Origin of the sequence: Micromonospora sp. NPDC049171, assembly GCF_040648275.1 — a bacterium.
GTDB lineage: Bacteria > Actinomycetota > Actinomycetes > Mycobacteriales > Micromonosporaceae > Micromonospora.
The window spans coordinates 13,821-39,374 of record NZ_JBEZDJ010000043.1; the positions used below are offsets into that span (position 1 = coordinate 13,821).

Below are 25,554 nucleotides of genomic sequence, written 5' to 3' on the forward strand. Positions count from 1 at the left end.
CTCACGCGGCCGGCGGTGGGCTGCTGTCGTGCGGGTTGTGCGGCGGGCTCGGCGGCGCGGGGAACGGGGTCGTCGGCGGGTAGGGCGGCGTCGGGGCGTACCCCGGCATCGGCCCGCCCGGCGCGGGCCCTGCGGTCGGCGGCGGACCTGCCTGCGGCGCGACGCCCGCCGAGTGCGGCCAGGCCGGCGCGCCGGTGGGCTCCTCGGGCATCAGAAACCACATGATCGGGTACGCGAGCAGCGCGAGCCCGCCGGTGAGCAGGCCGGTGACCGCGAAGGCCACCCGAACCAGAGTGGGGTCGACGGCGAAGTAGCGGCCGACGCCGCTCGCGACCCCGGCCACCATGCGGTCGGTGGTGGGTCGACGGAGCTGCTTGTACGGGGCGCGGGGAGCGGTGGTGGATGTCATGACTCCACGGTCCGCGCCGGCGCCCGCCCCGCCCTCGGTGACCGCCCGGATCCTTACCCTGACCAATCCCTGATCGGCACCAGACAGTCAGGAATCCGACTCTTTTCCGTCCCGGTAACCCGGCCCGGGGAGAATTTGCTTTCGTGACCACCTTGCTGGAGCCGCTCCGCAGGATCGCGGCATACGCAGTCTGTGCTGATTCGACAGGCCGAGTCCTGCTGGTTCGCGCCTCGGAGCGCTCCGGCACCCCCGGCACGTGGTCCCTGCCCGGCGGGGCGGTCGACCACGGCGAGGACCCCAACCACACGGTGGTCCGCGAAACCGCCGCCGAGACCGGCCTCTCGGTCGCCGTCTCGGGCCTGGCCGACGTCCTCGCCGACATGCGGGCGCTGCCGGAGCGCGGCATCACCATCCACACCGACCGGCTGATCTACCGGGTGGCGGTCCGCGGCGGCACGCTCGCCGACCGGGTCGGCGAGCGCCCCACCGACCTGGCCCGCTGGTACACCCTCGACGAGGCGCGCGAGCTGCCGCTGCGCTCGTTCACCGCACGTGCCCTCGGGCTGCCCGCGTCCTCCGCCGACGTGGTCCCCGACGAGGCACCCGAATTCCCCTCCTTCTACGCGGTGCCCGGCCCCGACGGGCTGCACCGGGCGCAGCGCTTCGCCGCGTACGCGGTGTGCACCGACCCGGCCGGCCGAGTGCTGCTCACCAGGGTTTCCGACGGCTACCCGGGCGCCGGCTGCTGGCACCTTCCCGGCGGCGGCACCGACTACGGCGAGCAGCCCGGCGCGGCGCTCATCCGCGAGTTGGTCGAGGAGACCGGGCAGACCGGCCGCCTGGTCGAGCTGCTCGGCGTGGCCAGCCACCGGGACGCCGCGTCGCTCGGCCCCGAGGGCTACCCGATCGACTGGCACGGGGTGCGTGCCTTCTACCGGGTCGTGGTCGACCAGCCCAACCCGCTGACCGTGGCCGACGTCGGCGGCTCCACCTGCGAAGCCCGCTGGTTCGCCCGCGAGGAGCTCGGCGCTCTCCCCACCCACCACCTCACCGAGGTAACCGCCGAAGCGGTCCAGGCCGCGCAGCTCACCTGACCCGTTCCGCCGCGGAGCGGGTCGCACGGCCGGTGGTCGGTGGCGGTGCGTGCTGGCGGGAAGTCTCGGCGCTGGTGCTCGCTGCGAGCAGCGCATCGGGCCGGGTGCCGGGGGTCGGGGTGTCAGGGTGCCGGGGGTCGGGGTGTCAGGGTGCCGGGGGTCGGGGTGTCAGGGTGCCGGGGGTCGGGGTGTCAGGGTGCCGGGGTGTCGGGCGTCGGGGCGTCGGGTGGTGGGCATCGGGGTCGGGTGGTCCGGCGGCTCTCCGGACCTCCGGGGGGCGCGAATCGCCGAGAAGTCCCAAACAGCGGTACGGGCCGGATGATCGACTCCGTTTTGCTGAATTCGGGGTGTCCCAGCGCGCCAGGATGCCCCCGACATTCATGAACCCGGGTCGATCACCGCGAGACCAGTCTCCCGCGCCACGGCAGCCTGAGCACAGAGCAGCCCTATCGGCCAAACCGGACGTCCGTTGCGCGGATCTCCGCGCTCCCAGCGTCGATCATGAAGTTATTGTCAGGACACGCCGAGCTGGACGGCAATAACCTCATGATCGACGGGCGGCTGGGCGGCTGGGCGGCTGGGCGGCTGGGCGGCTGGCGGGCCGGTGGACGGGCTGGGCGGGGTGGGGGAGCGGAGTTGGTGGGGATGGACCTTCTGCGGCGGGTTGGCGTTTATGGCATTTTGTGGGATTCGGGCCGGGTCCTGCTGGTTCGGGACGGGGTCGAGGGTGAGTTCCCGGGGATGTGGCGGCTGCCCGGTGGTGCTGTGGCGCACGCCGAGCACCCGGAGCATGCCTTGGTCCGTGAGTTCGCCGAGCAGGCCGGGTTGACCGTGGCGGTCGGCCGGCTCCGGGCGGTGGTCGCTGACGTGGTCACCTACCCGGAGGAGGCCGTCGCGCTGCACACCGACCGGCTGCTGTTCGAGCTTGCCGCGCACGACGGCGCACCGCACGACGCCGTTCGGCGTGACGGCGCACCGGGCGACCGCGCACCGCACGGCGGCGTTCCGGGCGACGGTGCACCGCGCGACGGTGCCGGGGGTGGCGTGGTCGAGGAGGTGCGCTGGCGCACTCTGGAGGAGGCGGCCCGAGTGCCGCTGACGCCGTTCACCGCCGGGGTGCTCGGCCTGCCGGTCACCCCGCTGCCGCCCCGGGCGCGTCGGTCGGCTGGGTTGTTTCCGCCGGCGCATCCCGACCGCAGGCTGCGCTTCGGGGCGTACGGGCTGGTCACCGATCCGGCTGGGCGGATCCTGCTGACCGAGATCGCGGCCGGTTATCCCGGGGCTGGCCTGTGGCACCTGCCCGGCGGTGGGACCGATCATGGCGAGCAGCCGGCCACCGGTCTGCTGCGGGAGTTGGTCGAGGAGGGTGGTCAGCGGGGCCGGGTGGGGGAGATCCTCGGGGTGGACAACCTGCACAATCCTGCCGCGCTGGGCCCGGAGGGTCGTCCTCTGGACTGGCATGGCGTACGGGTGATCTATCGGGTGCTGGTGGACGTACCCACTGCCGCGGTGGTCACCGAGTCTGCCGGAGGTTCGACGGCGCGGGCCGGATGGTTCACCCGGGAGCAGGCTCTCGACCTGCCGTTGAGCGATATCGCTGCCTCGGCAATCGGACAGGGTGGCCGATAGCACTCCGCTCGATGAGCCGAGTTGGTGACCCTCCGGTACAGTCAAAGGCGGGAATGATGGAGGAAACGGGCGATGAAGCCCGGGATGGGAATAAGCGAGCGGTTCGCGCGGTTTAGACCAGTTGTAAGCACCGCCGGCAGCTATCGCCAAGCCATGTCCCCCTATGCGATGGTGTACTCCGCGCAAAACGGCTGCCGGGCCACGCACGGTCCGGCACGAGACAGCCGGACACCCGCCCCGCGGCGGCCAGCCGATCCGGTGATGGAGGAAACGTGCCGAGAGCCCCATGGCGCCGGCGTCGTACTACTGACAGTCCGCGCCCCGCAGGGCGTCGCTGGGCGGGCCCGTTGCGCCGCAGCAGCACATTCGCCCGCCAGGTGCTGTTGGTCCGCGTCGGTCGCCGTGACGGCGACCTGCACGCGACCAACATGACCCCGACCGAGCATCGGTACGCCGACCGGCAGCGTCGCCGCTACGGCCTGGACCGGCTGAGCCGTCCGGCTCTGGGTGTCGGTCGAGCCGAGATCGAGGCGATCATGCCGGTCAGCCCGGCGATGCCGCCCATGACGCCCGTCGACGAGGCTTCGTCGCGGTCGATCCCGCTGCTTCCCGGCGAGCGCACCATCGCCCGCCGGGTGAAGTTCGGTCTGGTCAACGCCTGCACGCTGGCCAGTCTGATGCTGGGCATGCTGGCCATCTTCCTGGCCATGCAGGGCGAGGTTCGTCTCGCCGCGCTCTGCCTGATCGCCTGCGTCGGCTTCGATGGTCTGGACGGCGCGCTGGCCCGTCGACTGGGCGTGGCCAGCCCGTTCGGCGCGCAGATGGACTCCCTTGCCGACATGTGCTCGTTCGGCCTTGCCGCACCGGTGGTGGTCTACGCCTCGCTCGCCGGCTCCGTCTCCACGGCCGCGGCGGCGGTGGCGTGCGCCCTGGTCGCGGCGTGTGCCGCGATTCGACTGGCCCGCTTCAACGTCTCGCCGAAGGACGGCCGTTTCTTCTGCGGCGTACCCACCACGATGGCGGCTGCGGTGCTCGCCGTGACGGTGGCGATCGGCCTGCCGGTGCCCGGTGCCGTGCTGGTCGCCGGGGTCGCGCTGCTCGCCTTCGCGATGGTTTCCAGCTTCCCGTACGCCAAGCTCGCCCGCCTGGTGAAGCTGCCGCCGTGGCTGTGGCTGGCCCCGGTGATCGGCGCGCTTATCGACATCCGGCTCACGTTCGCGCTGATCGTGGTGGGTTACCTGGTCAGCGGGCCGGTGCTCTGGCTGCGACAGCGTCGTACCGCCTGATTCGGCATAGCGAACGGGGCGCCGCGGACAGCGGCGCCCCGTTCTTCGGTTGTGGGTCAGCGCCAGCGGGCGATCACCGTGGACCCGCCCACCACCTTGTCGCCCGGCCCGACCAGCGGGTCCGCGGCGTCGGCCGGGAGGTAGACGTCGGTCCGCGAGCCGAAACGGATCAGCCCGAAGCGCTCGCCCTTGGCCAGCAGTGCGCCGATCGGCGCGCGCTGCACGATCCGGCGGGCGATCAGCCCGGTGCGCTGCGCGACCACCACCGTCCCGCGGGCGGTGTCCAGCACCGTGTACGCCGCGACGTTGTGCTCGGCGTCCGGTTTCATGGCGTTGACGAAGCCGCCATCGGCGACGAAGTAGTCCACCACCTTGCCCGCGACCGGGGAGCGGTTGACGTGCACGTCCAGCACGGACAGGAAAACGGCGACCCGCAGCCACTCGCCGTCACCGAAACGCTCGTCGTGCAGCCGCTGCACCGACAGGACCTTGCCGTCCGCGCTGGCGACCACGGCGGTCGGGTCTTCCGGTACGTCGCGTTCCGGGTCCCGGAAGAACGCGGCGACCGGCCCGGCGGCCAGCGCCGGCAGCAGCCAGAGCTTGGACGACGGACGCGCCACCCGGGCCAGCGCGGCGAGGCCCAGCGTGATGCCGGCAGCGGCCACGCCGTTGGAGTCGATGTGCATGCCGCGGGTCAGCGGCACACTCGACGGCCGGTACGCGGGGGCCAACCTGTCGGCCGTGGCGGGACTGGCCGGGGTGAATCGCAGTCGGTAGACCCGGACCGGTGGTGAGTTGCGCAGCACCAGGTCGGCGCCGACACCGTAGAGGGCGTCCTGCCGGGCCAGCTCCGTGGCGGCGCCGCTGGTCCGGCCGGGCGTGGCGGTGGTCGCCACGCTCAGCACCGCACCGTCGGACAGGTATTTGGCCAGGCCCTCGATGCCGCTGCGGGTCTCCTCGGCGGTGCCGCCGAAGACCTCGCCGGCGATGACGACCTCGGCGGCTTCGGCCTCGGCCAGGGAGTCGACGACGCCCACCCGGTCGGCGACCCAGCGGCCCTGGGCGTTGACGTGCTCGCGGAGCGCGGCAGCGCCGAGCGACTCGGCGGGCACCACGGTGAGCCGGTCACCGGGGAGCAGCGCCTCGATCGCCGCGGCCAGCACCGCGGACTCCGGGCCCACCCCGACCAGCAGGGCGGCCTTGGGGTCGTTGATCCGGGCCAGTTCGGCGACGAGGGTACGGGCGGCTCGCTCGCCGATGCGGACCGGACCGGACCGGCCGGTCGTGCGCACGGCGGGGGACTGGGTCATGTCGGGCGGGCTCCTGACGGGGGTAGAGACGGGAATCGCGGCGGGACCGCCATGGCGGGGACGGGCCGGCCGGCGGAGGCGAGATCTCCACCGGCCAGCATATGCGCCCGTCCGCGGCAGCGGCACCGCCGCGGTGCTGGAGTAGCCGAGGCCGGCCGGCGACCGAGGGTCAGACCTCTCCGCGTCGACCCTCCCGCTCGTCACCCGGCTGGTCGCCGACCGCGCTGGCTGTCGGCTGGTCGCCGACCGCGCTGGCTGTCGGCTGGTCGCCGACCGCGCTGGCGGTCGGCTGGTTGGGCCGGGTCGGCTCGTCCTCGTCCGGCGGAGTCGTTCGGGTGACGACCCCGATCGTCGGCTCGTCGGAGTGGCCGGGGATCGGAACGGTCTGCGGCTCCGACGGCTGGTGGGCCAGCCAGGCCGGGTGGATCACGTCGGCGGTCGGTGCCTCCGGTGCTCGTACCTCGGTGGTCGACGGCTGCGGGGTCGCTGCCGGCGGCGGAGTGTCCCAGGTGGAGCGCTGCGCCTCCCAGACCGGAAGCGCCGCCCCGGAGGTCGGCGTGCCGGCACCGGAAACCGGAGCGGACGCGCCGGAGACAGGCGCGGTGGCCTCGGTGACGCCGGCCTCGGCGGTCGGCTTCGGCGGCCCCGACCGGCCCGAGCGCAGTGCGCCGACCAGCCCGAAGACCCCGATCAGGATGAGGGCGCTGGCCAGGAACCAACCGACCGCCGGCAGCGCGAACCCGAGTATCTGGGCGAGCAGCCACCAGGCCGACAGCGCCAGGAACACGAGCCCGAAGGCGAACGACACCAGATCCGTGCGGTGAGCCTTCACCGGGTCACCTCCAGGTTGCCAGCGTTGACGTGGATGTACAGGCGCAGCTTCCCGCCGCCGGCACCGTCGGCGCCGAGGTCGGTGGACTCCTGCTGGCGGCCGTCCAGCCCGCCGGAATGGTTGCCGAAGACGATGGCGTCGCCGGCGTTGACGTCGGCCACCGTGGTGACGTCCACGTTCGGCGGGACGACCACCGTCGCCTTGCCGAAGTTGATGGCGACCGTCACCTGGCTGTCCCGTTTCGCGAAGTCGATCCCCCGCAGGTCGAGTACGGCGTCACCGAAGCTGTTCTCGTACCGGTCGGCAAGATCGCGGTAGTCGGTGGGCGCCCAGGTCACCGCGCCGTCGACCCCGCGGATCCGGTCGTAGGACTCGGCGACCGTCCCCGTGCCCAGCGCCGCCGCGGTCACCAGCCCGAGCGCGATGAGCCAGCGGGCCCGCCCGAACCAGGTGCCGACCAGCAGACCCAGCCCGATCGTGGCCAGCGCGGCCGCGAAGTACGCCGAGGCGCTGATGGCGAAGACGTCGAGCAGGTCGAGTAGGGCGACCACACCGAGGGCCAGGAAGATCAGGGAGAAGGTCACCGCGCCGAGCGGCGAACGCTCCTTGGGGCGCTTCGGTGGCTTCGGTGGCTTCGGCGGACGGGCAGCGGCCGGGGGCGGCGAAGCGTACGGGCCGTGTGGCGCGAACGGGGGGCGGTATCCGGACGCCGGGGCGGCGGTCGGATAGCCGGGCGCGGCAGCGGGTGCGCCGGTCACCGGCGCCGTCGGCCATCCGACGCTGGGCGTGTGGGTGACCGGCCAGCCGGCTCCGGCAACAGTCGGGTCGGCCGGTTGCCCGGACACCGGCTGGGCCGGGGCGGCCGGGGATACGTCGTACGCCGGGGTGGTGACGGTGGGCGGCCCCGCCATGGTCGTGGCGGCGTACGCCGGAGCACCGCTGACCACCGTTGTGGTCGTGGCCAGCGGGGTGGTCGACGGCGGCACGTCGTACGACGGCGCGGGCCAGGTCACCGGCGGGACCGGGCCGGGCGGGTTGCCGGACGGTGCCGGCCCTCCCGGGGTGCCCGGCTGTGGGTTGCGGCTGTCCCGGTTGAGCAGCAGCGCGCCGGCGACCAGGATGGCCGCGCCGAGCAGCACCGCGCGGAAGGCGTCGGTGACGATGTAACCGAAGCTGGCCGCGACCAGGATGCCCAGGATGATGACGGTCACCGGCGACATGCTGGAACGACCGCGGCCGAGCATGGACTCGATCGGGGACGCGGTGTCGCCCTCGTTCGGGATGATCAACCACGCGGCGACGTACACCAGGATGCCGATGCCACCGAAGAACCCGAGCACCGCGAGCAGCACCCGCCAGAGCACCGGATCGGTGTTGGTGGCTCGTCCGATCGCCGCGCAGACACCGGCCAGATACCGCCCCTCGCGCGGCCGGACCAACCCGTACCGCGAGGTGAAACCGGTGCCGGTGAACGGCGGCGGCGCGGACGGACCCGGACCACCCGGCCCGGGTGGCGTGCCGGGGGCCCCGTAGCCGGTGCCGGCCGCGAACCCCGGGCCCGGGTAGTGGCCCCCGGTGGGTGGCGGGTAGCCGCCGGCTGGATCGGCTGGCGTGCTGCCGGTGTCCGGGCCGGGGCCGGTGTACGGACCGAACGCGCTGGGCGCGGTCCATTCGGCGGGCGTCGCGGTGGGCGGGGGCGGGGGCGGTGCTGAACCACCCGGCTGTGTCGACCCCGGTCGGGGCGGCGGGGCAGCTTCCTCGGTCATGCTTCGATCCTGCTGCCCGGTGAGCCCGAGCGACCTCAGGACACGACCCTGACCCCACCCTGAGATCCGGCGGCCGGAATGTCGGGGGCGTCCCCGTGGTCGTGGGCGCCGCAGCGTGTGACGATCGGATCACCGACCCGCGCCACACCCGCCACCGTGACCAGGGAGCCTCCGATCAGCACCGTGACTCCATCCCCGCGCCTCTACCGCGCCCCCGAGCACCGGATGGCCGCCGGCGTCGCCGCCGGTATCGCCGACCATCTCGGCATCTCGGTGCTGCGGGTGCGCGTCGCGTTCATGGTGCTGCTCGGCCTGAGTGGGCTCGGCCTGCTGCTCTACGCGGCCTTCTGGGCGGTGGTGCCGCTGCGGCCCGGCGACACCGCGGTGCCGCCCCGGCGCGACGTCGCCCAGCTCCTGCCGTTCGTGGGGATCGGGCTCGGTGTCCTGTTGATCCAGGTGATGGTCTTCGACTCGGTCGGCGCGGCCGGCACCGCCGGTTGGCTCGTGGCCATCATCGCGGTCGGCGCCGGGGTCATCTGGCACCAGTCCGCACCCGAACGGCGGCGGCAGTGGGGCGAGGCGATGCCGGTGCCCTGGCTGGGCGCGGTCGTCGAGGAGAGCGACCGGCGGGCGTTCGTGCTCCGGTTCATCGGCGGTGGGGTGCTCGTCGCGGTCGGCATCATCGGTGTCGCGGCGGTCTACTCGCCGGCGCAGAACTTCGATGCGGTGATCAACGGCGTGATCTTCGCGCTGGTCGGGCTGGCGGGTGTCGGCGTGGTCGCCGCGCCCGTGCTGTGGCGGACGTACAGCCAGCTCCGCTCGGAGCGCGAGGGGCGCATCCGTGAGCAGGAGCGGGCCGAGTTGGCCGCCATGGTGCACGACCAGGTGCTGCACACGTTGGCGCTGATCCAGCGCAACGCCAGCGACGTCAAGATGGTGCAGCGGCTGGCCAGGGGGCAGGAGCGTTCCCTGCGCAACTGGCTCTACAAGCCCACCGCGTCGCCGAACGAGCGCTTCGCCGCCGCGCTGGAGCAGGCCGCCGCCGAGGTCGAGGACACCTACGCGATCACCGTGGAGGCGGTCGTGGTGGGCGACCGGGAGACCGACGAGAAGGTCGGTGCGCTGGTCGCGGCCGCGCGGGAGGCGCTGGTGAACGCGGCCCGGCACGCCGGCGTGCAGACTGTCTCGCTGTACGCCGAGGTGGAGCCCGAACAGGTAAGCGTCTTCGTCCGGGATCGGGGGAAGGGCTTCGATCCGGATACCGTGGAGGACCACCGGCACGGCGTACGCGGCTCGATCATCGGGCGGATGAAGCGGCACGGCGGACGGGCCGAAATCCGGTCCGGCCCGGGGGAGGGGACCGAGGTCCGGTTGATCCTGCCGATCTCCCGGGACTCGTCCGCAGCGGAGAGGAACAGATGACCATGGCCGAGCAGCCGACCGAGCACCTCGACCCGGCCCAGGCCCGCCCCGAGCGGCTCCGGGTGTTCCTGGTGGACGACCACGCCATGTTCCGGGCCGGGGTGCGCGCGGAGTTGGGCGCCCACGTCGAGGTGGTGGGCGAGGCGAGCACGGTGGCCGAGGCGGTCACCCGGATCGCGGCTGTCGGACCGGACGTGGTGCTGCTCGACGTGCACATGCCCGACGGCGGCGGTCGCGCGGTGCTGGAGGCGATGCGGCGTACGCACCCGCAGGTCAAGTTCCTGGCGCTGAGCGTCTCCGACGCGGCGGAGGACGTGATCGGGTTGATCCGTGCCGGTGCCCGGGGCTACGTGACCAAGACCATCTCCCCGGACGAGCTGGCCGCGGCGATCCGCCGTGTCGCCGACGGGGACGCGGTGTTCAGCCCACGGCTGGCCGGGTTCGTGCTGGATGCCTTCGCGGCCCGGCCGGACGCCCCGGTGGCCGACCCGGAGCTGGACCAGCTCACCAACCGTGAACGGGAGGTGCTGCGGCTGCTGGCCCGGGGGTACGCGTACAAGGAGATCGCCAAGGAGCTGTTCATCTCCATCAAGACGGTGGAGACGCACGTGTCGAACGTGCTCCGCAAGCTGCAGATGTCCAACCGCTACGAGCTCTCCCGGTGGGCGGCGGATCGCCGGCTGGTGTGATCTCGCCCCGCCCGGGGCCGAGGATCAGACAGACGATCATCGCGCCCTCGTCCACCCAGCCGGTGATCGTGTCCGTGCAGCCGTAGTCGACCTGTCCGGATGGGTCGAAATGCGGGTGGTGTTGGACGTCCTATCGGGCAGAGGTGGGCCCGGGGCCGGCGGGCGGCCCAGGGTCACTTCTTCGGGCGGCGCAACGTATTTCCTGCTCAGTGCGGCCCACGTCGACCGTTTTATGATCATTTTTCAAGTATCGGCGACGTGGCGGGCAACTAACGGCTTGATAACGGCACCTTCACGGAAGAGGCCAGTTGGTGTCACAGTGGCAGCACCTCACCATCGGTGTGTGGCACTCCGTACGGCCCATGACCATGTCCCCGCCCTTCGCGGCGGCTCGTGGCCGTGCCTTCTGCGTCGTGTCACGCCTCGTTGGCGGGGGAGCCCGGCGGATCGGAACATCAGGGGTGTCTCCAACTTCCCTGTGGTCCCGGCGACCCGCGCCCCGGGGTGGTCGGGCGGTGTCACCCCCAAACGTGCGTGAAACCCACGACGGAACCTGGTTAGAAAGAGGAGGCCCCTCGGAATGAGAGTCTCGAAGCGGGCGACGAGCGCGATCGCGCTCAGCGCGGCTGCCGCGCTTGTCGCGAGCGGTTGCTCGAGCGGTGGCGACGGCGATACTGCCGCCAGCGGCGACGGCGCGATTGTCATCCACGGTGTCCAGCCGGAGAACCCGCTGGTCCCGTCGAACACCACGGAGACCGGCGGCGGCAAGATCGTCGACTGGCTGTGGACCGGCCTGGTCGAGTACCCGAACGACGGTGGGGCCCCGCGTAACGCGCTTGCGGAGTCCATCAACACCACGGACTCCAAGGTCTTCACGATCAAGATCAAGAAGGGTACCAAGTTCCACGACGGTACCGAGGTGAAGTCGAAGAACTTCGTCGACGCCTGGAACTGGGCCGCCTACTCGCCGAACGGCGCGCAGAACGGCAGTTTCTTCTCCGACATCCAGGGCTTCGACCAGACCTACACGTCGGACCCGGACGGCGCGGACGGCCCGAAGAAGGCCCCCGCCCCGGCCGCCGAGAAGATGTCCGGCCTGAAGGTCATCGACGAGCAGACCTTCGAGGTCACCCTGGCGGCGCCGACCGCGGTCTTCCCGACCAAGCTCGGCTACGCGGCCTTCATGCCGCTGCCGGATGCCTTCTTCACCATGAAGCCCGAGGAGTTCGGCAAGAAGCCGATCGGCAACGGCCCGGTGAAGTTCGTGTCGTGGGATGACAACGTCCTCGTCAAGCTGACGCGCTTCGACGACTACAACCTTCGCGACAAGATGAAGGTCAAGGACGTCGACGTCAAGCTGTACCAGGACGAGACGGCCGCCTACGCCGACCTGCTGTCCAACACCCTCGACTTCATGGAGGTCATCCCCACCTCGGCGCTCGCCGGCGACAAGTGGAAGACCGACCTCGGTGAGCGGGGCCGCAACACCGTCACGCCGACGACCGCGCTGATCGCGTTCCCGCTCTACGACAAGCGCTTCCAGAACGCGAAGCTGCGCCGCGCCGTGTCCCTGTCGATCAACCGGCAGGAAATCTCGGACAAGATCTTCTTCGGCACCCGTAAGCCGGCCGACAGCTGGGCGAACCCGCTGACCCCGGGCGCCAAGCCGGGCAACTGCACCGCCTGCAAGTTCGACGTGGCCACGGCCAAGACGCTGCTCGCCGAGGCCGGTGGCTTCTCCGGTGAGATGGTCTTCTACTACAACTCGGACTCCAGCCACAAGGACTGGATGGACGCCGTTGCGCAGCAGATCAAGACCAACCTCGGCATCAACGCTCGGGCCGAGGGCGTGCCGACCTTCGCGGTCTTCCGGCAGAACGTGAACGCCCACTCGATGAAGGGCCCGTACCGCGCTGCCTGGCAGCAGGACTACCCGGACGTCGAGAACTGGATCAACCCGCTGTACGTCACGGGTGGCTCCTCGAACGACGGCCTCTACAGCAACAAGGAGGTCGACGCCCTGGCGAAGCAGGCCAGCGCCGCGCCGAGCCTGGAGGCTTCGCACGAGGCGTTCGTCAAGGCCGTCGAGAAGGTCGACCAGGACGTCCCGAGCATCCCGATCTACTTCTACGGCCAGCAGTCCGGCCACTCGGAGAAGATCAAGAAGCTCGAGCTGAACAACGTCGGCGAACTCGACATCACCTCGGTCGAGCTCTGATCCGAACGGTCTGACCCCGGGTCGGGCTCGCCACATCCGGTGAGCCCGACCCGGGGCCGTTCCGCGATCGGGTGTTACAACACTCGATGCGCACGTTGTCACCACCGTGTCGGCCGTCCGACGCGCCCCCTGTCTGGAGGACCACCCCATGGGCCGTTATCTGTTGAGACGGCTGCTCCAACTCGTGCCCGTCTTCATCGGTACGACGTTCTTGATCTACTGGCTCGTCTGGGCCGTCCCCGGCGATCCGTTCGCCGGCAAGTGCGGCGAGCGCCGCTGCCCGGACCAGTACATCGCCTTCATGACCGAGAAGTACCACCTCGACCAGAACGTCTTCGTGCAGTACGGCAACTACATGAAGAATCTGCTCCAGGGTGACTTCGGTCAGACGTTCTCGCAACGCGAAATCGGCGACATCATCGCCACGGCGTACCCGAACACGCTGAAGCTGGCCCTGGTGGCGCTCGCCATCGAGGCCGTGATCGGCCTGGGCGCCGGCGTGCTGACCGGTCTGCGCCGCAACGGTTTCCTGGACAACCTTGTCCTGGTCTCCACGCTCTTCCTGATCGCGCTGCCGGTCTTCGTCGTCGGCTTCGTTCTTCAGTGGCTGCTGGGCGTGCAGTGGGGCATCGTCAAGCCGACCGTCTCCTCCGAGATGCGGTTGTCCGAGCTGATCGTGCCGGGCTTCGTGCTCGGCAGCGCGTCGGTCGCCTACATCGCCCGCGTGGCACGAACCAGCATCGCGGAGAACCGCCGCGCCGACTATGTGCGCACCGCGATCGCCAAGGGTCTGCCGATGCGGCGGGTGGTGGGCGTGCACCTGCTGCGCAACTCGCTCATCCCGGTGGTCACCCTGCTCGGCACCGACCTCGGCGCCCTGATGGGCGGCGCGATCGTCACCGAGGGAATCTTCGGCATCAACGGTATCGGCCGTGCGGTCTACCGCGCGATCGTCACCAAGGAGAGCGCTACCGTGGTAGGGATCGTGGTCGTCCTCGTGCTGGTCTATCTCGTGATGAACCTGCTGGTTGACCTGCTCTACGCCGCCCTGGACCCGAGGATCCGTTATGAGTGACCCAAGCACCGCGTCGATCGTCAGTACCCCTGGCGCGCACCCGACCGACTCCGCCGCCCCCGCCACCCTGGGCGCGCCGCAGAGTAACGAGAAGCCCCGGGGTCTGCTCGGCGACGCCTGGCGGGACCTCCGGCGCAAGCCGCTGTTCTGGATCTCCTCCACGCTGATCGTGGTCTTCGTGCTGATGGCACTCTTCCCGGCCCTGTTCGCGCCGGGCGACCCGATCAACGGGTCGCTGTCCCGCAGCCTGGGCAAGGCGTCCGGGGACGCCTGGTTCGGGTACGACCTGCAGGGCCGCGACGTCTACGCTCGCGTCATCTACGGCGCCAGCGCCTCCATCCAGGTCGCCGTGCTCGCCGTGCTCGGCACCCTGCTGGTGGGTGGCACCATGGGCATCATCTCCGGCTACCGTGGTGGCTGGGTGGACGGGCTGCTGAGCCGGATCGCCGACGTGTTCTTCGGCCTGCCGTTCGTGCTCGGTGCGATCGTCATCCTGACCACGTTCAACGGCTCGGGTTCCGGCAACAGCAAAGTCAAGATCATGGGCCTGGTGACCATCTCCCTGATCGTGCTGAGCTGGCCGGTCGTGATGCGACTCATGCGTTCCTCGGTGCTCGCCACCAAGGAGGCCGACTACATCGTCGCGGCCCGCGCGCTGGGTGCCGGCACCGGCCGGATCATCCTCAAGCACCTGCTGCCGAACTCCCTGGCGCCACTGCTGGTCTACGGCACGATCATGGTCGGCTCGTTCATCGGCGCCGAGGCCACGCTGTCCTTCCTGGGCGTCGGCCTGAAGTCGCCGGTGGTCTCCTGGGGCATCATGATCAGCGACGGTAAGGACTTCCTCCGGGTCGCGCCAGGGCTGGTCTTCTTCCCCGCCGCGTTCCTCGTCACCGCAGTGCTGAGCTTCGTGATGCTCGGTGAGGCGGTCCGCGAGGCCCTCGATCCGAAACTCCGCTAGGGGATATCCAGTGTCCGACATTCTCGTGTCCGAGCAGTCCGTGCCGGGACCCGGCGGGTCCGGTCGCCCCTCCGGTCGCCTGCTCGAGGTCGACGACCTGCGGGTGGAGTTCCGCACCCGGGACGGCGTCGCAAAGGTCATCAACGGGGTCACGTACCACGTCGACGCGGGGGAGACCCTCGCCGTGCTCGGCGAGTCCGGCTCCGGCAAGAGCGTCACCGCGCAGACCATCATGGGCATCCTCGACACGCCGCCCGGCTTCGTCACCGGCGGTCAGGTTCGCTTCCAGGGCAAGGACATGCTCACCATGTCCGACGAGGCGCGTCGCCGCATCCGTGGCGAGGGCATCGCGATGATCTTCCAGGACGCGCTCTCCGCGCTGAACCCCGTCTTCACCGTCGGGTTCCAGATCGCCGAGCAGTTCCGGGTCCGGCGGGGTATGGGTCGCGCCGAGGCCAAGAAGCGCGCGATCGACATGCTCGACCAGGTCAAGATTCCGAACGCCAAGGGCCGGTTCAACAACTACCCACACCAGTTCTCCGGTGGTATGCGGCAGCGCGCGATGATCGCGATGTCGCTGGCACTCGACCCGGAGGTGCTGATCGCGGACGAGCCGACCACCGCGCTCGACGTGACAGTGCAGGCCCAGATCATGGACCTGCTCGCCGAGCTCCAGCGTGAGCGGCAGATGGGCATGATCCTGATCACCCACGACCTCGGCGTGGTCGCCGACGTCGCGGACCGGATCGCGGTCATGTACGCGGGCCGGATCGTCGAGGAAGCCGACGTGTACGAGCTGTACGCCAAGCCGGCGCACCCGTACACGATCGGTCTGATCGACTCGATCCCGCGCCTGGACGAGAAGGGGCAGCAGCTCCGGACGATCAAGGGCCTCCCGCCGAACCTGATGAACATCCCGCCGGGCTGCCCGTTCAACCCGCGCTGCCCCATGGCTCAGCCGGTGTGCCGGGAGAAGGTCCCGCCGCTGCTGCAGGTCGGGCCCGCCCGGGCCAGCGCCTGCCACTTCGCCGAGGAGCTGGTGAACCGTGACTGAGAACATCCTCGAGGTCCGTGACCTGGTCAAGCACTACCCCGTCACGCAGGGTGTGGTGTTCAAGAAGACCGTGGGTCAGGTCAAGGCGGTGGACGGCGTCTCGTTCGGTCTGCGCGCCGGTGAGACGCTCGGTGTGGTCGGCGAGTCCGGCTGCGGCAAGTCGACCCTCGCCCGGGTTCTGATGAACCTGGAGAAGCCGACCTCCGGCAGCGTGATGTACAAGGACCAGGACACCTCGAAGCTGTCCGGCGGGGCGCTGCGGCGTCTGCGCCGGCAGATCCAGCTGGTCATGCAGGACCCGTACACCTCGCTGAACCCGCGGATGACCGTTGGTGACCTGCTCGGTGAGCCGTTCGAGATCCACCCGGAGGTGGCGCCGAAGGGCAGCCGTCGGGCCAAGGTCCGGGAGTTGCTGGACCTGGTCGGGCTCAACCCGGAGCACATCAACAGGTACCCGCACCAGTTCTCCGGCGGTCAGCGGCAGCGCATCGGCATCGCCCGCGCGCTCGCCCTGCGGCCCGAGATCATCGTCTGCGACGAGCCGGTGTCGGCCCTGGACGTCTCCATCCAGGCCCAGGTGATGAACCTGCTGGAAAAGCTCCAGAGCGAGTTCGGGCTCTCGTACGTCTTCATCGCGCACGACCTGTCGGTGGTCCGCCACCTCTCGGACCGGGTCGCGGTGATGTACCTCGGCAAGGTCGTCGAGATCGGCACCGAGGACGAGATCTACGAGCGGCCGACCCACCCGTACACCCAGGCTCTGCTCTCGGCGGTGCCGGTTCCGGACCCGACGCAGCGGAACAACAAGACGATCATCCGGCTCACGGGTGACGTGCCGTCGCCGATCAGCCCGCCCTCGGGCTGCCGGTTCCGGACCCGCTGCTGGAAGGCACAGGACATCTGCGCCGAGCAGGTGCCGCTGCTGGAGATCCGACGGGACTCGGACCACCCGAGCGCCTGCCACTTCGCGGAGCGGCGCGAGATCGTCGCCACCCACGAGGCCTGAGTCACCCGAGACCGCCTGCCGACGTCACCACGACGACGGCAGGCGGTCTCGTCTGTCCGTGGCCGGGCCGGCCGGCCCGGGCTCGCCACCGGCGGGGCGGCTCAGAGCGGGCCGCGGCCGGCGCGGAGCAGCAGCAGGGCCAACTGGGTGCCGTCGGCGCCGAGGGCGACCCGGAACCGCTCCAGGATCTTCCGCTCGCGCGAGAGCACCAGACGCGTCCCGCCGGAGGCCATCCGGGTCGCCCCGACCTCCTGGGACAACGCGGCCCGCTCCTGCCAGAGCGCGATCATCGCATTGTCGATCTCGTCGATCCGTTCCCTGATCTGCACGATCCGCGCGGAGGCGGTGGGTTCCTCGGTGCCGGTCCGTGCCTCGACCGGCCCGGCGTTGTCGACCGCCGGGGGCGCGGACACCGCCGGCTCGGTCCCGTTCGGCACGGGCCGCTCCGCCTCGGGTCGGGTCGGGCCGCCGCTCTGCTCCATCACGTCTGTCATCATCGGGTACCTCTCGCACTGTGGTGCCCGGTGCCCGGAACCCGGGACGGAAAAAGCCCCGGACTCCAGGAGCCCGGGGCTTTGCAGGTCTGAATCGATCAGGCGCGACCCACGGCAGCCGGACTCCCGGTGCCATAGTAAAAGTGGTAGCGCGCAGCGATCACGCTGACGAGTATGCCCACGTCGGCACCTGCCGCGCAAGGATCGAGCGGTTCCTTCCTCGCGTCGCGGCGTAGCGGGGCGGGGCAGGTGTCTGACCGGCGGCATAGACTTGTCGGGCGATGCATCCTCTCTTCGACATTCCCGCGTCCCCGCCTGCGCCGGAGTCCGCGCCGGCCCGCCCGCACCGACCCGGGCCGGCCCCCGCGCGCCTCGATCCGCAGCAGCTGCTCGCCGGGCTGAACGGGCCACAGCGCGACGCGGTCACCCACGCCGGCTCGCCGCTGTTGATCGTTGCCGGCGCCGGGTCCGGCAAGACCCGGGTGCTCACGCACCGGATCGCCTACCTGCTCGCCGCACGGGACGTCCATCCCGGTGAGATCATCGCGATCACCTTCACCAACAAGGCCGCCGGCGAGATGAAGGAGCGCGTCGCCGCGCTGGTGGGTCCCCGGGCCCGCCTGATGTGGGTGTCGACGTTCCACTCCGCGTGCGTCCGGATCCTGCGCGCCGAGCACGAGCACGCCGGCCTCAAGTCGACGTTCTCGATCTACGACGCGGACGACTCCCGCCGGCTGATGCAGTTGGTCACCCGCGAGCTCGATCTCGACCCGAAGCGCTACCCGGCGCGCGGGCTTGCCGCCCAGGTCTCCAACCTCAAGAACGAGCTGGTCGACCCGGAGCAGTTCGCGGCGCGGGCCACCGGGCCCAACGAGCGGGCGTTGGCCGAGGCGTACACGCTCTACCAGCGCCGGCTGCGTGAGGCGCACGCACTGGACTTCGACGACCTGATCATGACCACGGTGCATCTGCTCCAGTCGCACCCGCACGTCGCGGAGAGCTACCGGCGGCGCTTCCGGCACGTGCTGGTGGACGAATACCAGGACACCAACCACGCCCAGTACATCCTGATCAAGGAGCTGGTCTCCGGCACCGAGGGGGTGGAACCGGCCGAGCTGTGCGTGGTCGGCGACGCCGACCAGTCGATCTACGCGTTCCGGGGCGCGACGATCCGCAACATCCTGGAGTTCGAGCGGGACTACACCAACGCCCGCACGATCCTGCTGGAGCAGAACTACCGCTCCACCCAGACCATCCTCAACGCGGCCAACGCGGTGATCGACCGCAACACCTCCCGCAAGCCCAAGCGGCTGTGGAGCGAGGCCGGCGCCGGTGAGCAGATCGTCGGCTACGTGGCCGACACCGAGCACGCCGAGGCCGACTGGGTGGCCCGGGAGATCGACCGGTTGGTCGACGCCGACGAGACCCGCCCCGGCGACGTCGCGGTCTTCTACCGCACCAACGCACAGTCCCGCGTCTTCGAAGAGGTGTTCATCCGCGTCGGCCTGCCCTACAAGGTGGTCGGCGGGGTGCGCTTCTACGAGCGCAAGGAGGTCCGCGACGCCCTTGCGTACCTGCGTTCGGTGGTCAACGACGACGACACGGTGAGCCTGCGGCGGGTCCTCAACACCCCCCGCCGGGGCATCGGCGACCGGGCCGAGGCGTGTGTCGAGGCGCTCTCCAGCCGGGACCGGATCTCGTTCGGCGCGGCGCTGCGCCGGGCCCGGGAGGCGCCGGGCATCTCCAGCCGGGCGGCCAACGGCATCGGCGACTTCGTGGCGCTGCTCGACGGGGCCCGGGAGTTGGCCGAGACCGGCACCCCGGAAGAGGTGCTGGAGGCGCTGCTGACCCGCTCGGGTTACCTCACCGAGCTGGAGGAGAGCCTGGACCCGCAGGACGCCGGCCGGGTGGACAACCTCCAGGAGTTGGTCAGCGTCGCCCGGGAGTACACCGAGCGGATCGAGGCGCTGGGCGAGGAGGGGGAGCGGGCCACCCTCGCCGGCTTCCTGGAGCAGGTGGCGTTGGTCGCCGACGCCGACCAGATTCCCTCCGACGACCCCGACCACCAGGGTGTGGTCACGCTGATGACGTTGCACACCGCCAAGGGCCTGGAGTTCCCGGTGGTGTTCCTGACCGGGCTGGAGGACGGCGTCTTCCCGCACCTGCGCTCGCTCGGCGACACCCGCGAGTTGGAGGAGGAGCGCCGACTGGCGTACGTCGGCATCACCCGCGCCCGACAGCGGCTCTACCTCTCCCGGGCGGTGACCCGCTCGGCCTGGGGGCAACCGTCCTACAACCCGCCGTCGCGGTTCCTGGAGGAGCTGCCGACCGAGTTGGTGCACTGGGAGCGCACCGAAGGGTCGTACACCTCGTGGGCTGGCGGGGGCGGCGGCGTCGGCGGCCGCGCGGACCGCGCGCCCGGCGCGCGTGGCAACTTCACCGGGGGTACGCCGAAGGCGGCCCAGTTGGCGCAACGGCTCGGCGTGGACGCCAGCCGGCTGACCACGGCCAGTGAGCTGCCGCAGGGGCCCAAGGTGTCGGCCGGCGACCGGGTCAACCACCAGCGGTACGGGCTGGGGCGGGTACTGGCCGTGGAGGGGCACGGCCCGGGTGCCCGAGCGCAGATCGACTTCGGCGACCAGACCATGTGGCTGGTGCTCCGGCACGCCCCGGTCGACAAACTCTGACCGACCCCGGATGACGGCAGGGGTGGCCTCCGGTGCGACGGAGACCACCCCTGTCCGGATGTCGCGCTGGCTCAGCAGCCCAGGTCCACGCCGTGCGCCCGCATGAACGGGGCCGGGTCGATCTGGTTCCACATGCCCTGGTGCACCTCGAAGTGCAGGTGCGGGCCGGTGGCATCGCCGGTCGCGCCCTCGTACCCGATGACCTGGCCGGCCTTGACCTGCTGGCCGACGGTCACCGCGATGCGGCTCTGGTGGGCGTAGTGGGTCAGGTACCCGTTGCCGTGGTCGATGAAGACGGAGTTGCCGTACCCGTCGGCGGCGTCACCGGCCTGGGTCACGGTGCCGGCGGCCGCGGCGCGGATCGGCGTGCCGGAGGGCAGCGCCAGGTCGATGCCGGCGTGCAGGGCCCCCCAGCGCTGCCCGTAGCAGGAGGTGACGGCGGCGCCCGGCATCGGGTTGACCCAGGCGGGGGTGGGCTTGGTGGTCTTCTTCGGCTTCGGCTTGGCCTTCGCGGCGGCCGTCTTCGTGGGTGCCGGGCTGGCGCTCGTCGCGGCCGGGCTCGGGGTGGGGCTGACCGAGGGGGTGACCGGCGTGCTCGACTCGCGAACGGAGCGGTCGGCCCGGCTGGCGGCCTCGTTGCGGGCCTGCGCGTCGAGGGAGACGGCGGCGGGTGCCGGGCGGTCGCTGCCGGTGGTGGCGACGACGACGCCACCGAGGCCGAGGGCTACCAGAGCGGCCGCACCGGCCACGATGAGGCGGTTGCGTCGGCCGGAGCGCCGCGGCTGCTCGGTCTGGGCGGTGTCGGGGGTGTTCTCGTTCTGGACGGGGCTGTCTTCCTGCACGGCGGACCTTCACAGTCGAGGGGCACTTGACCTCGAAATACTGGTGTCGAGCCGGGCCGGGGGCGGGATGGGGACCTGGTGGCCCGGCGCTGGACGGCGGCTTGCCTGCCCGAATATGACCCACTCTGCGGCACTAAGACCGGAAAAGTGATCATGCGGTACGGTGTCGCCGCTCACAATCTCCACTGTGACCTGGAAGACATCGCGCAACGAAAAACCGCCCGGATCGACAGATCCGGGCGGTCAACGGTCGGTACGCAGCGTCAGGAGCCGGCTACCTCGCTGTAGATTGCCTCGACTTGCAGCTTGATGTCCACTCCGCGGTCCTGCAGGAACGGCACCGGGTCGATCGGCTTGCCCTTGACATGGATCTCAAGGTGCAGGTGGGTGCCGTAGGCGTGACCGGTCTGGCCGACGAGGCCGAGCTGGTCGCCGGCCTTGATCTGCTGGCCTTCCTTGACACTGACCGCGGAGGAGTGGCCGTAGATGGCCTCGCTGCCGTCGGCGTGCTGCACGATCACGGCGTTGCCGTACCCACCGAACCAGCCGGCCTTGGTGACCAGACCGTCGTGGATCGCGACGTAGGGCGTGCCCTCGCCGGCGACCAGGTCCACGCCGGTGTGCATCTTGCCCCAACGCATCCCGTAGGGGGAGTTGAAGTCGTAGCCCTGCAGCGGCAGCAGCCACACCTCGGGCTCGGCGCTGTCCTTGTTACGGCTGTCCCGCGAGGCGCGGTCGGCGTTGTCCGCACGGGCCGCGGCGTCCTGGCTGGTGACCGACGCCTGCTTGAGCTCGTCGAGCACCGTCGGGCTGACGTCCTTGGCGTCCGGCAGGGCGCTCGCGCCGAGCGCGACGATGCCGGCCCCGACGAAGGCGGTGGTGACGACAGCGGCGTAACGGCTGCGCGGTGGGGTGGGCACACGGCGACGACCGCGATATCGATCGGGCTCAGACGACAGGCGCTGGCGCACGCACACCCTCCGTTGTCGGGGTTCCGAAGCGGCCGGTGGGCGTTCGTGAAGCTCCAGTGAACGTCCGCTGACCGCGTCGTCACCCGTCCATGGACCTGATGACAACCGTGGACACGTTAGCCAACCACCAGGCGAGTCACAAGCTAGAGCGAGAAATTGGCGTGTCGATCTGTCCGTTTGCGTCCGTGATTGTCATGCATCGTGACGCCGAACGGTGCCCTTGTTGCTGCCCGTTCGTCGCCGAGCGTGACCGGTCCGGCGGAGTCGTCCGACTTGACTGCGGGTCGTGCCGCAGGGCGCCGGACAACGCCGGATCGCCACGCCGGGCGGTGCCGGATCACCGCGCCCCGGCGGTGCCGGATGGCCTCGGCGGGTCTCTTCGGGCTGCCCGGTGGTCGCACCGCGCGGTTGACTGGTCGCGGAGCCGGTTTCCGGCCCGGATTTCCCGGGCCGGGTCCGCCGGGTTACCGTTCGTTCAGGTGAAGGCCGTGGAGCCGGTGAAAGGTGTGCGCTGATGAGCTCTCGTATTCGGGTCGTCGTCGCCAAGCCCGGCCTGGACGGCCACGACCGGGGCGCGAAGGTCGTCGCGCGTGCCCTGCGCGACGCGGGGATGGAGGTCGTCTACACCGGCCTGCACCAGACCCCCGAGCAGATCGTGGAGACCGCCATCCAGGAGGACGCCGACGCGGTCGGCCTGTCCGTGCTCTCCGGTGCGCACATGACGCTCTTCCGGCGGGTGCTGGAGCTGCTCGGTGAGCGGGACGCCCGCGACATCGTCGTGTTCGGTGGCGGCATCATCCCGAACGGCGACATTCCCGAGTTGGAGAAGCTGGGCGTCGCCAAGATCTTCACGCCGGGCGCCACCACTCAGGCGATCGTCGAGTGGGTCCGCGAGAACGTCGCGCAGCCGGTTTCCTGAGCCTCGTCGGGGCGGCCTGCTCGGCGACAGCCTCGTCGGGGCGGTCTACTCGGCGACCGGATTTGGGCACGGGGGAGGGGCCGGACGCACCCCTCACACGTCCGGCCCCTCTATGCACGATGCCCCGCCGCCACCCCTCGACCGACAGGGCATCGGCCGTATCCCGTCTTTGCGCTGCTCAGCGCTCCGACATCTGACTCAACGAGGCCCCCACGGCCGGGTTACGCAACCAGGGCAACATCGCCCGGACGGTGGATGCGGCCGGCGTCCCGGCCGGAATCCGGCCGCTACCGATGTCCGGTTGTGCATTACCGCACACCGCGCACCCGCTCGGTTGCCGGCGGTGCCGACCTCGCTAGGCTGCGGCCAATGGCCTGTTTCAACTGATGACAGGCGTCAAACTGTTTTTTGAACGCTGGTGGCGGCGCGACGGCGCGCCGCGGAGACGGGACGGGACGCGCAATCGTGGACCTGTACGAGTACCAGGGGCGGGACCTGTTCGAGCGGCACGGCTTGCCCGTGTTGGCCGGCGGCGTCGCCACTACCCCGGAAGAGGCCCGAGCGATCGCCGAACGCCTCGGCGGTCGCGTGGTCGTCAAGGCACAGGTGAAGGTCGGCGGCCGCGGTAAGGCCGGCGGCGTCAAGCTGGCCGAGGGCGCCGAGGAGACGGTGGCCCGCGCCACCGACATCCTCGGCATGGACATCAAGGGCCACACCGTCCACAAGGTCATGATCACGGTGACCGCGGACGTGGCCGAGGAGTACTACTTCTCGTACCTGCTCGACCGGGCGAACCGCACCTTCCTCTGCATCGCCAGCGTTGCCGGCGGCATGGACATCGAGCAGGTCGCCGCCGACACCCCCGACAAGGTGGTGAAGGCCCCGATCGACGCCGTGCACGGCGTGGACGAGGCCAAGGCCCGCGAGATCGTGACCGCCGCCGGGTTCCCGGCCGAGGTCGCCGACCAGGTGGTCGAGATCGCCGTGGGCCTGTGGCAGGCGTTTGTCGCCGAGGACGCCACCCTGGTCGAGGTCAACCCGCTCGCCAAGAACGGCGACGGCCGGATGCTGCTGCTCGACGCCAAGATCAGCCTGGACGAGAACGCCGCGTTCCGGCACCCGGACCACGAGGCGCTTGTCGACCAGGCCGCGGTGGACCCGCTGGAGCAGGCCGCGAAGGCCAAGGACCTCAACTACGTCAAGCTCGACGGCGAGGTCGGCATCATCGGCAACGGCGCGGGTCTGGTCATGTCGACCCTCGACGTGGTCGCGTACGCCGGTGAGCGGCACGGCAACGTCAAGCCGGCCAACTTCCTCGACATCGGCGGCGGCGCGAGCGCCGCGGTGATGGCGAACGGGCTGGAGATCGTGCTCTCCGACCCGGCCGTGAAGAGTGTCTTCGTCAACGTCTTCGGCGGCATCACCGCCTGCGACGAGGTCGCCAACGGCATCATCCAGGCGTTGGCGCTGCTGGAGCAGCGTGGCGAGCAGGTCACCAAGCCGCTCGTCGTCCGTCTCGACGGCAACAACGCCGAGGCCGGCCGGGCGATCCTGGACGGCGCGAACAACCCGCTCGTGCAGCGGGTGGACACCATGGACGGTGCGGCCGAGCGGGCCGCCGAGCTGGCAGCTGCGGGGGTCTGATCATGGCTATCTGGCTGACCAAGGACTCGAAGGTCATCGTTCAGGGGATGACCGGTTCCGAGGGTTCCAAGCACACCCGGCGGATGCTGGCCGCCGGCACCAACGTGGTGGGTGGCGTCAACCCGCGCAAGGCGGGCCAGAAGGTCGACTTCGACGGCACCGAGCTGCCGGTCTTCGCGTCCGTCGCGGATGCGATGGCCGAGACCGGTGCCGACGTCACGGTCATCTTCGTGCCGCCGCAGTTCACCAAGGCCGCCGTGGTCGAGGCGATCGACGCCACGATCCCGCTGGCCGTGGTGATCACCGAGGGCGTCCCGGTGCACGACACCGCGTCGTTCTGGGCGTACAACGTGGCGAAGGGTGAGCAGACCCGGATCATCGGGCCGAACTGCCCCGGCATCGCCTCGCCCGGCGCGTCCAACGCCGGCATCATCCCGGCCGACATCACCGGCTCCGGCCGCATCGGCCTGGTCAGCAAGAGCGGCACGCTGACCTACCAGATGATGTACGAGCTGCGCGACATCGGCTTCTCCACCTGCGTCGGCATCGGTGGTGACCCGATCATCGGGACCACCCACATCGACGCGCTGGCGGCGTTCGAGGCCGACCCGGAGACCGACGCCATCGTGATGATCGGTGAGATCGGTGGTGACGCCGAGGAGCGCGCCGCCGAGTTCATCAAGGCCAACGTCACCAAGCCGGTGGTCGGCTACATCGCCGGCTTCACCGCTCCGCCCGGCAAGACCATGGGTCACGCCGGTGCGATCATCTCCGGCTCGGCCGGCACCGCCGAGGGGAAGCAGGCGGCGCTGGAGGCGGTCGGCGTCAAGGTCGGCAAGACGCCGACCGAGACCGCGAACCTGATGCGGGAGATCATGTCCGGCAGCTGAGCCGGCCAGGCAACACCGAAGGGGGTCGACCGCAGCCGGTCGGCCCCCTTCGGCGTACGCGGTGGTGAACTGGTCAGTCGTTGTTCCAGAACGGGTAGTTGCCGGTGGCGCGCAGGATCGCCCCGCCGATGATGTTGATCACGCCGAACACGATGGCGAGGTAGCCCAGCACCGGTGACTGCCCGTTGCGCCGGGCGTCGCGGATGGACAGGTAGCCGAAGATGATGCCCAGGATGCCGCAGCAGATCAGCCCCAACACGATGCCCAGCACGCCCCAGAGCGTGGTCCGGTCCCGTCCCCGGGCCGGTGGTGGCGGTGGTGGCGGGTATGGCGTCGTCACAGCGTCCTCCGGGCGT

At 70.6% G+C, this 25,554-nt stretch carries 21 protein-coding genes and 1 pseudogene; 14 read left to right on the plus strand and 8 right to left on the minus strand.

Annotated features, from left to right (window positions below):
• Position 1: 1 nt before the first annotated feature.
• Positions 2-409, minus strand: a complete 408-nt coding sequence (locus tag AB0B14_RS34720; RefSeq protein WP_357526312.1) for a PspC domain-containing protein — start codon at positions 407-409, stop codon at positions 2-4.
• Positions 410-552: 143 nt separating this feature from the next.
• Here AB0B14_RS34720 and AB0B14_RS34725 point away from each other — a divergent pair, with 143 nt between their 5' ends.
• The 3 genes from AB0B14_RS34725 (at position 553) to AB0B14_RS34735 (ending at position 4,418) form a co-directional block, all read left to right on the plus strand.
• Entirely contained in the window at positions 553-1,503 is a 951-nt protein-coding gene (locus tag AB0B14_RS34725) for an NUDIX domain-containing protein (protein WP_355032446.1), read from the plus strand.
• 645 nt (positions 1,504-2,148) lie between these two features.
• Entirely contained in the window at positions 2,149-3,132 is a 984-nt protein-coding gene (locus AB0B14_RS34730; protein ID WP_357526333.1) for an NUDIX domain-containing protein, read from the plus strand.
• Between the two features lie 347 nt (positions 3,133-3,479).
• Complete coding sequence (locus AB0B14_RS34735; RefSeq protein WP_357067634.1) at positions 3,480-4,418, plus strand: CDP-alcohol phosphatidyltransferase family protein; 939 nt, start codon at positions 3,480-3,482, stop codon at positions 4,416-4,418.
• A gap of 56 nt (positions 4,419-4,474) precedes the next feature.
• On the opposite strand, the gene AB0B14_RS34740 is transcribed toward AB0B14_RS34735, so the two are convergent.
• The 3 genes and pseudogenes from AB0B14_RS34740 to AB0B14_RS34750 form a co-directional block, all read right to left on the minus strand.
• Complete coding sequence (locus AB0B14_RS34740; RefSeq protein ID WP_357067636.1) at positions 4,475-5,728, minus strand: phosphatidylserine decarboxylase; 1,254 nt, start codon at positions 5,726-5,728, stop codon at positions 4,475-4,477.
• 625 nt (positions 5,729-6,353) lie between these two features.
• A pseudogene (locus AB0B14_RS34745) lies at positions 6,354-6,560 on the minus strand (hypothetical protein); the annotation flags it as partial.
• Positions 6,557-8,326 carry a PspC domain-containing protein gene (locus AB0B14_RS34750; protein WP_357067638.1) on the minus strand — a complete coding sequence of 590 codons (1,770 nt, stop codon included), beginning with the start codon at positions 8,324-8,326 and terminating at the stop codon, positions 6,557-6,559. The gene AB0B14_RS34750 and the pseudogene AB0B14_RS34745, both read right to left, overlap by 4 nt.
• 156 nt (positions 8,327-8,482) lie before the next feature.
• Here AB0B14_RS34750 and AB0B14_RS34755 point away from each other — a divergent pair, with 156 nt between their 5' ends.
• The 7 genes from AB0B14_RS34755 to AB0B14_RS34785 all read left to right on the plus strand — a co-directional run bounded on the left by AB0B14_RS34755 (position 8,483) and on the right by AB0B14_RS34785 (position 16,751).
• A complete protein-coding gene (locus tag AB0B14_RS34755; protein WP_357067640.1) occupies positions 8,483-9,748 on the plus strand; it encodes a PspC domain-containing protein in 1,266 nt (421 codons plus the stop codon).
• Positions 9,749-9,750: 2 nt separating this feature from the next.
• The gene (locus AB0B14_RS34760) at positions 9,751-10,437 is read left to right on the plus strand and encodes a response regulator transcription factor (RefSeq protein ID WP_357067889.1); all 687 of its coding nucleotides are present in this window, start codon (positions 9,751-9,753) and stop codon (positions 10,435-10,437) included.
• Between the two features lie 580 nt (positions 10,438-11,017).
• Complete coding sequence (locus AB0B14_RS34765) at positions 11,018-12,655, plus strand: ABC transporter substrate-binding protein (RefSeq protein WP_357067642.1); 1,638 nt, start codon at positions 11,018-11,020, stop codon at positions 12,653-12,655.
• Positions 12,656-12,803: 148 nt separating this feature from the next.
• Positions 12,804-13,730, plus strand: a complete 927-nt coding sequence (locus AB0B14_RS34770; RefSeq protein ID WP_357067644.1) for an ABC transporter permease — start codon at positions 12,804-12,806, stop codon at positions 13,728-13,730.
• A complete protein-coding gene (locus AB0B14_RS34775) occupies positions 13,723-14,691 on the plus strand; it encodes an ABC transporter permease (RefSeq protein ID WP_357067646.1) in 969 nt (322 codons plus the stop codon). Before AB0B14_RS34770 ends, AB0B14_RS34775 begins: the two co-directional genes overlap by 8 nt.
• Before the next feature lie 25 nt (positions 14,692-14,716).
• Entirely contained in the window at positions 14,717-15,745 is a 1,029-nt protein-coding gene (locus tag AB0B14_RS34780; RefSeq protein WP_357067891.1) for an ABC transporter ATP-binding protein, read from the plus strand.
• A complete protein-coding gene (locus AB0B14_RS34785; protein ID WP_357526315.1) occupies positions 15,738-16,751 on the plus strand; it encodes a dipeptide ABC transporter ATP-binding protein in 1,014 nt (337 codons plus the stop codon). The genes AB0B14_RS34780 and AB0B14_RS34785 overlap by 8 nt, the downstream gene beginning before the upstream one ends.
• 101 nt (positions 16,752-16,852) lie before the next feature.
• Here the strand turns inward: AB0B14_RS34785 and AB0B14_RS34790 are convergent, their stop codons facing one another.
• Complete coding sequence (locus tag AB0B14_RS34790) at positions 16,853-17,248, minus strand: chorismate mutase (protein WP_357526317.1); 396 nt, start codon at positions 17,246-17,248, stop codon at positions 16,853-16,855.
• A 278-nt stretch (positions 17,249-17,526) separates the two neighbouring features.
• Between AB0B14_RS34790 and pcrA the strand changes: the two genes are divergently transcribed.
• A complete protein-coding gene (gene pcrA, locus AB0B14_RS34795; protein ID WP_357526319.1) occupies positions 17,527-19,932 on the plus strand; it encodes a DNA helicase PcrA in 2,406 nt (801 codons plus the stop codon).
• Positions 19,933-20,003: 71 nt separating this feature from the next.
• Here pcrA and AB0B14_RS34800 read toward each other — a convergent pair whose 3' ends face one another.
• Positions 20,004-20,774, minus strand: coding sequence for a M23 family metallopeptidase (locus tag AB0B14_RS34800; protein WP_357526321.1), 771 nt, complete (start codon positions 20,772-20,774; stop codon positions 20,004-20,006).
• A 263-nt stretch (positions 20,775-21,037) separates the two neighbouring features.
• Positions 21,038-21,745 (minus strand): M23 family metallopeptidase, encoded by a 708-nt coding sequence (locus AB0B14_RS34805; RefSeq protein WP_357526323.1) that lies wholly within the window; start codon positions 21,743-21,745, stop codon positions 21,038-21,040.
• A 514-nt stretch (positions 21,746-22,259) separates the two neighbouring features.
• Here AB0B14_RS34805 and AB0B14_RS34810 point away from each other — a divergent pair.
• From AB0B14_RS34810 to sucD, 3 genes are all read left to right on the plus strand, one after another.
• On the plus strand, positions 22,260-22,664 hold the full coding sequence (locus AB0B14_RS34810) for a cobalamin B12-binding domain-containing protein (protein WP_088987674.1): 405 nt from the start codon (positions 22,260-22,262) through the stop codon (positions 22,662-22,664).
• Positions 22,665-23,129: 465 nt separating this feature from the next.
• The gene (sucC, locus tag AB0B14_RS34815; RefSeq protein ID WP_357067659.1) at positions 23,130-24,308 is read left to right on the plus strand and encodes an ADP-forming succinate--CoA ligase subunit beta; all 1,179 of its coding nucleotides are present in this window, start codon (positions 23,130-23,132) and stop codon (positions 24,306-24,308) included.
• Between the two features lie 2 nt (positions 24,309-24,310).
• Complete coding sequence (gene sucD, locus AB0B14_RS34820; RefSeq protein WP_357067661.1) at positions 24,311-25,198, plus strand: succinate--CoA ligase subunit alpha; 888 nt, start codon at positions 24,311-24,313, stop codon at positions 25,196-25,198.
• A gap of 73 nt (positions 25,199-25,271) precedes the next feature.
• Here sucD and AB0B14_RS34825 read toward each other — a convergent pair whose 3' ends face one another.
• Positions 25,272-25,538: a DUF4190 domain-containing protein gene (locus AB0B14_RS34825; protein ID WP_357067663.1), complete on the minus strand. Its 267-nt coding sequence runs from the start codon at positions 25,536-25,538 to the stop codon at positions 25,272-25,274.
• Between the last annotated feature and the right edge of the window lie 16 nt (positions 25,539-25,554).

What these genes read in the sequence shown, in the direction of transcription:
- AB0B14_RS34720 (WP_357526312.1), bottom strand. Translation starts at nt 409, where the DNA reads ATGACATCCACCACCGCTCCCCGCGCCCCGTACAAGCAGCTCCGTCGA.
- pcrA (WP_357526319.1), top strand. Translation starts at nt 17,527, where the DNA reads ATGCATCCTCTCTTCGACATTCCCGCGTCCCCGCCTGCGCCGGAGTCC.
- AB0B14_RS34760 (WP_357067889.1), top strand. Translation starts at nt 9,751, where the DNA reads ATGGCCGAGCAGCCGACCGAGCACCTCGACCCGGCCCAGGCCCGCCCC.
- AB0B14_RS34770 (WP_357067644.1), top strand. Translation starts at nt 12,804, where the DNA reads ATGGGCCGTTATCTGTTGAGACGGCTGCTCCAACTCGTGCCCGTCTTC.
- AB0B14_RS34765 (WP_357067642.1), top strand. Translation starts at nt 11,018, where the DNA reads ATGAGAGTCTCGAAGCGGGCGACGAGCGCGATCGCGCTCAGCGCGGCT.
- AB0B14_RS34740 (WP_357067636.1), bottom strand. Translation starts at nt 5,728, where the DNA reads ATGACCCAGTCCCCCGCCGTGCGCACGACCGGCCGGTCCGGTCCGGTC.
- AB0B14_RS34750 (WP_357067638.1), bottom strand. Translation starts at nt 8,326, where the DNA reads ATGACCGAGGAAGCTGCCCCGCCGCCCCGACCGGGGTCGACACAGCCG.
- AB0B14_RS34810 (WP_088987674.1), top strand. Translation starts at nt 22,260, where the DNA reads ATGAGCTCTCGTATTCGGGTCGTCGTCGCCAAGCCCGGCCTGGACGGC.
- AB0B14_RS34790 (WP_357526317.1), bottom strand. Translation starts at nt 17,248, where the DNA reads ATGATGACAGACGTGATGGAGCAGAGCGGCGGCCCGACCCGACCCGAG.
- AB0B14_RS34730 (WP_357526333.1), top strand. Translation starts at nt 2,149, where the DNA reads ATGGACCTTCTGCGGCGGGTTGGCGTTTATGGCATTTTGTGGGATTCG.
- AB0B14_RS34775 (WP_357067646.1), top strand. Translation starts at nt 13,723, where the DNA reads ATGAGTGACCCAAGCACCGCGTCGATCGTCAGTACCCCTGGCGCGCAC.
- sucD (WP_357067661.1), top strand. Translation starts at nt 24,311, where the DNA reads ATGGCTATCTGGCTGACCAAGGACTCGAAGGTCATCGTTCAGGGGATG.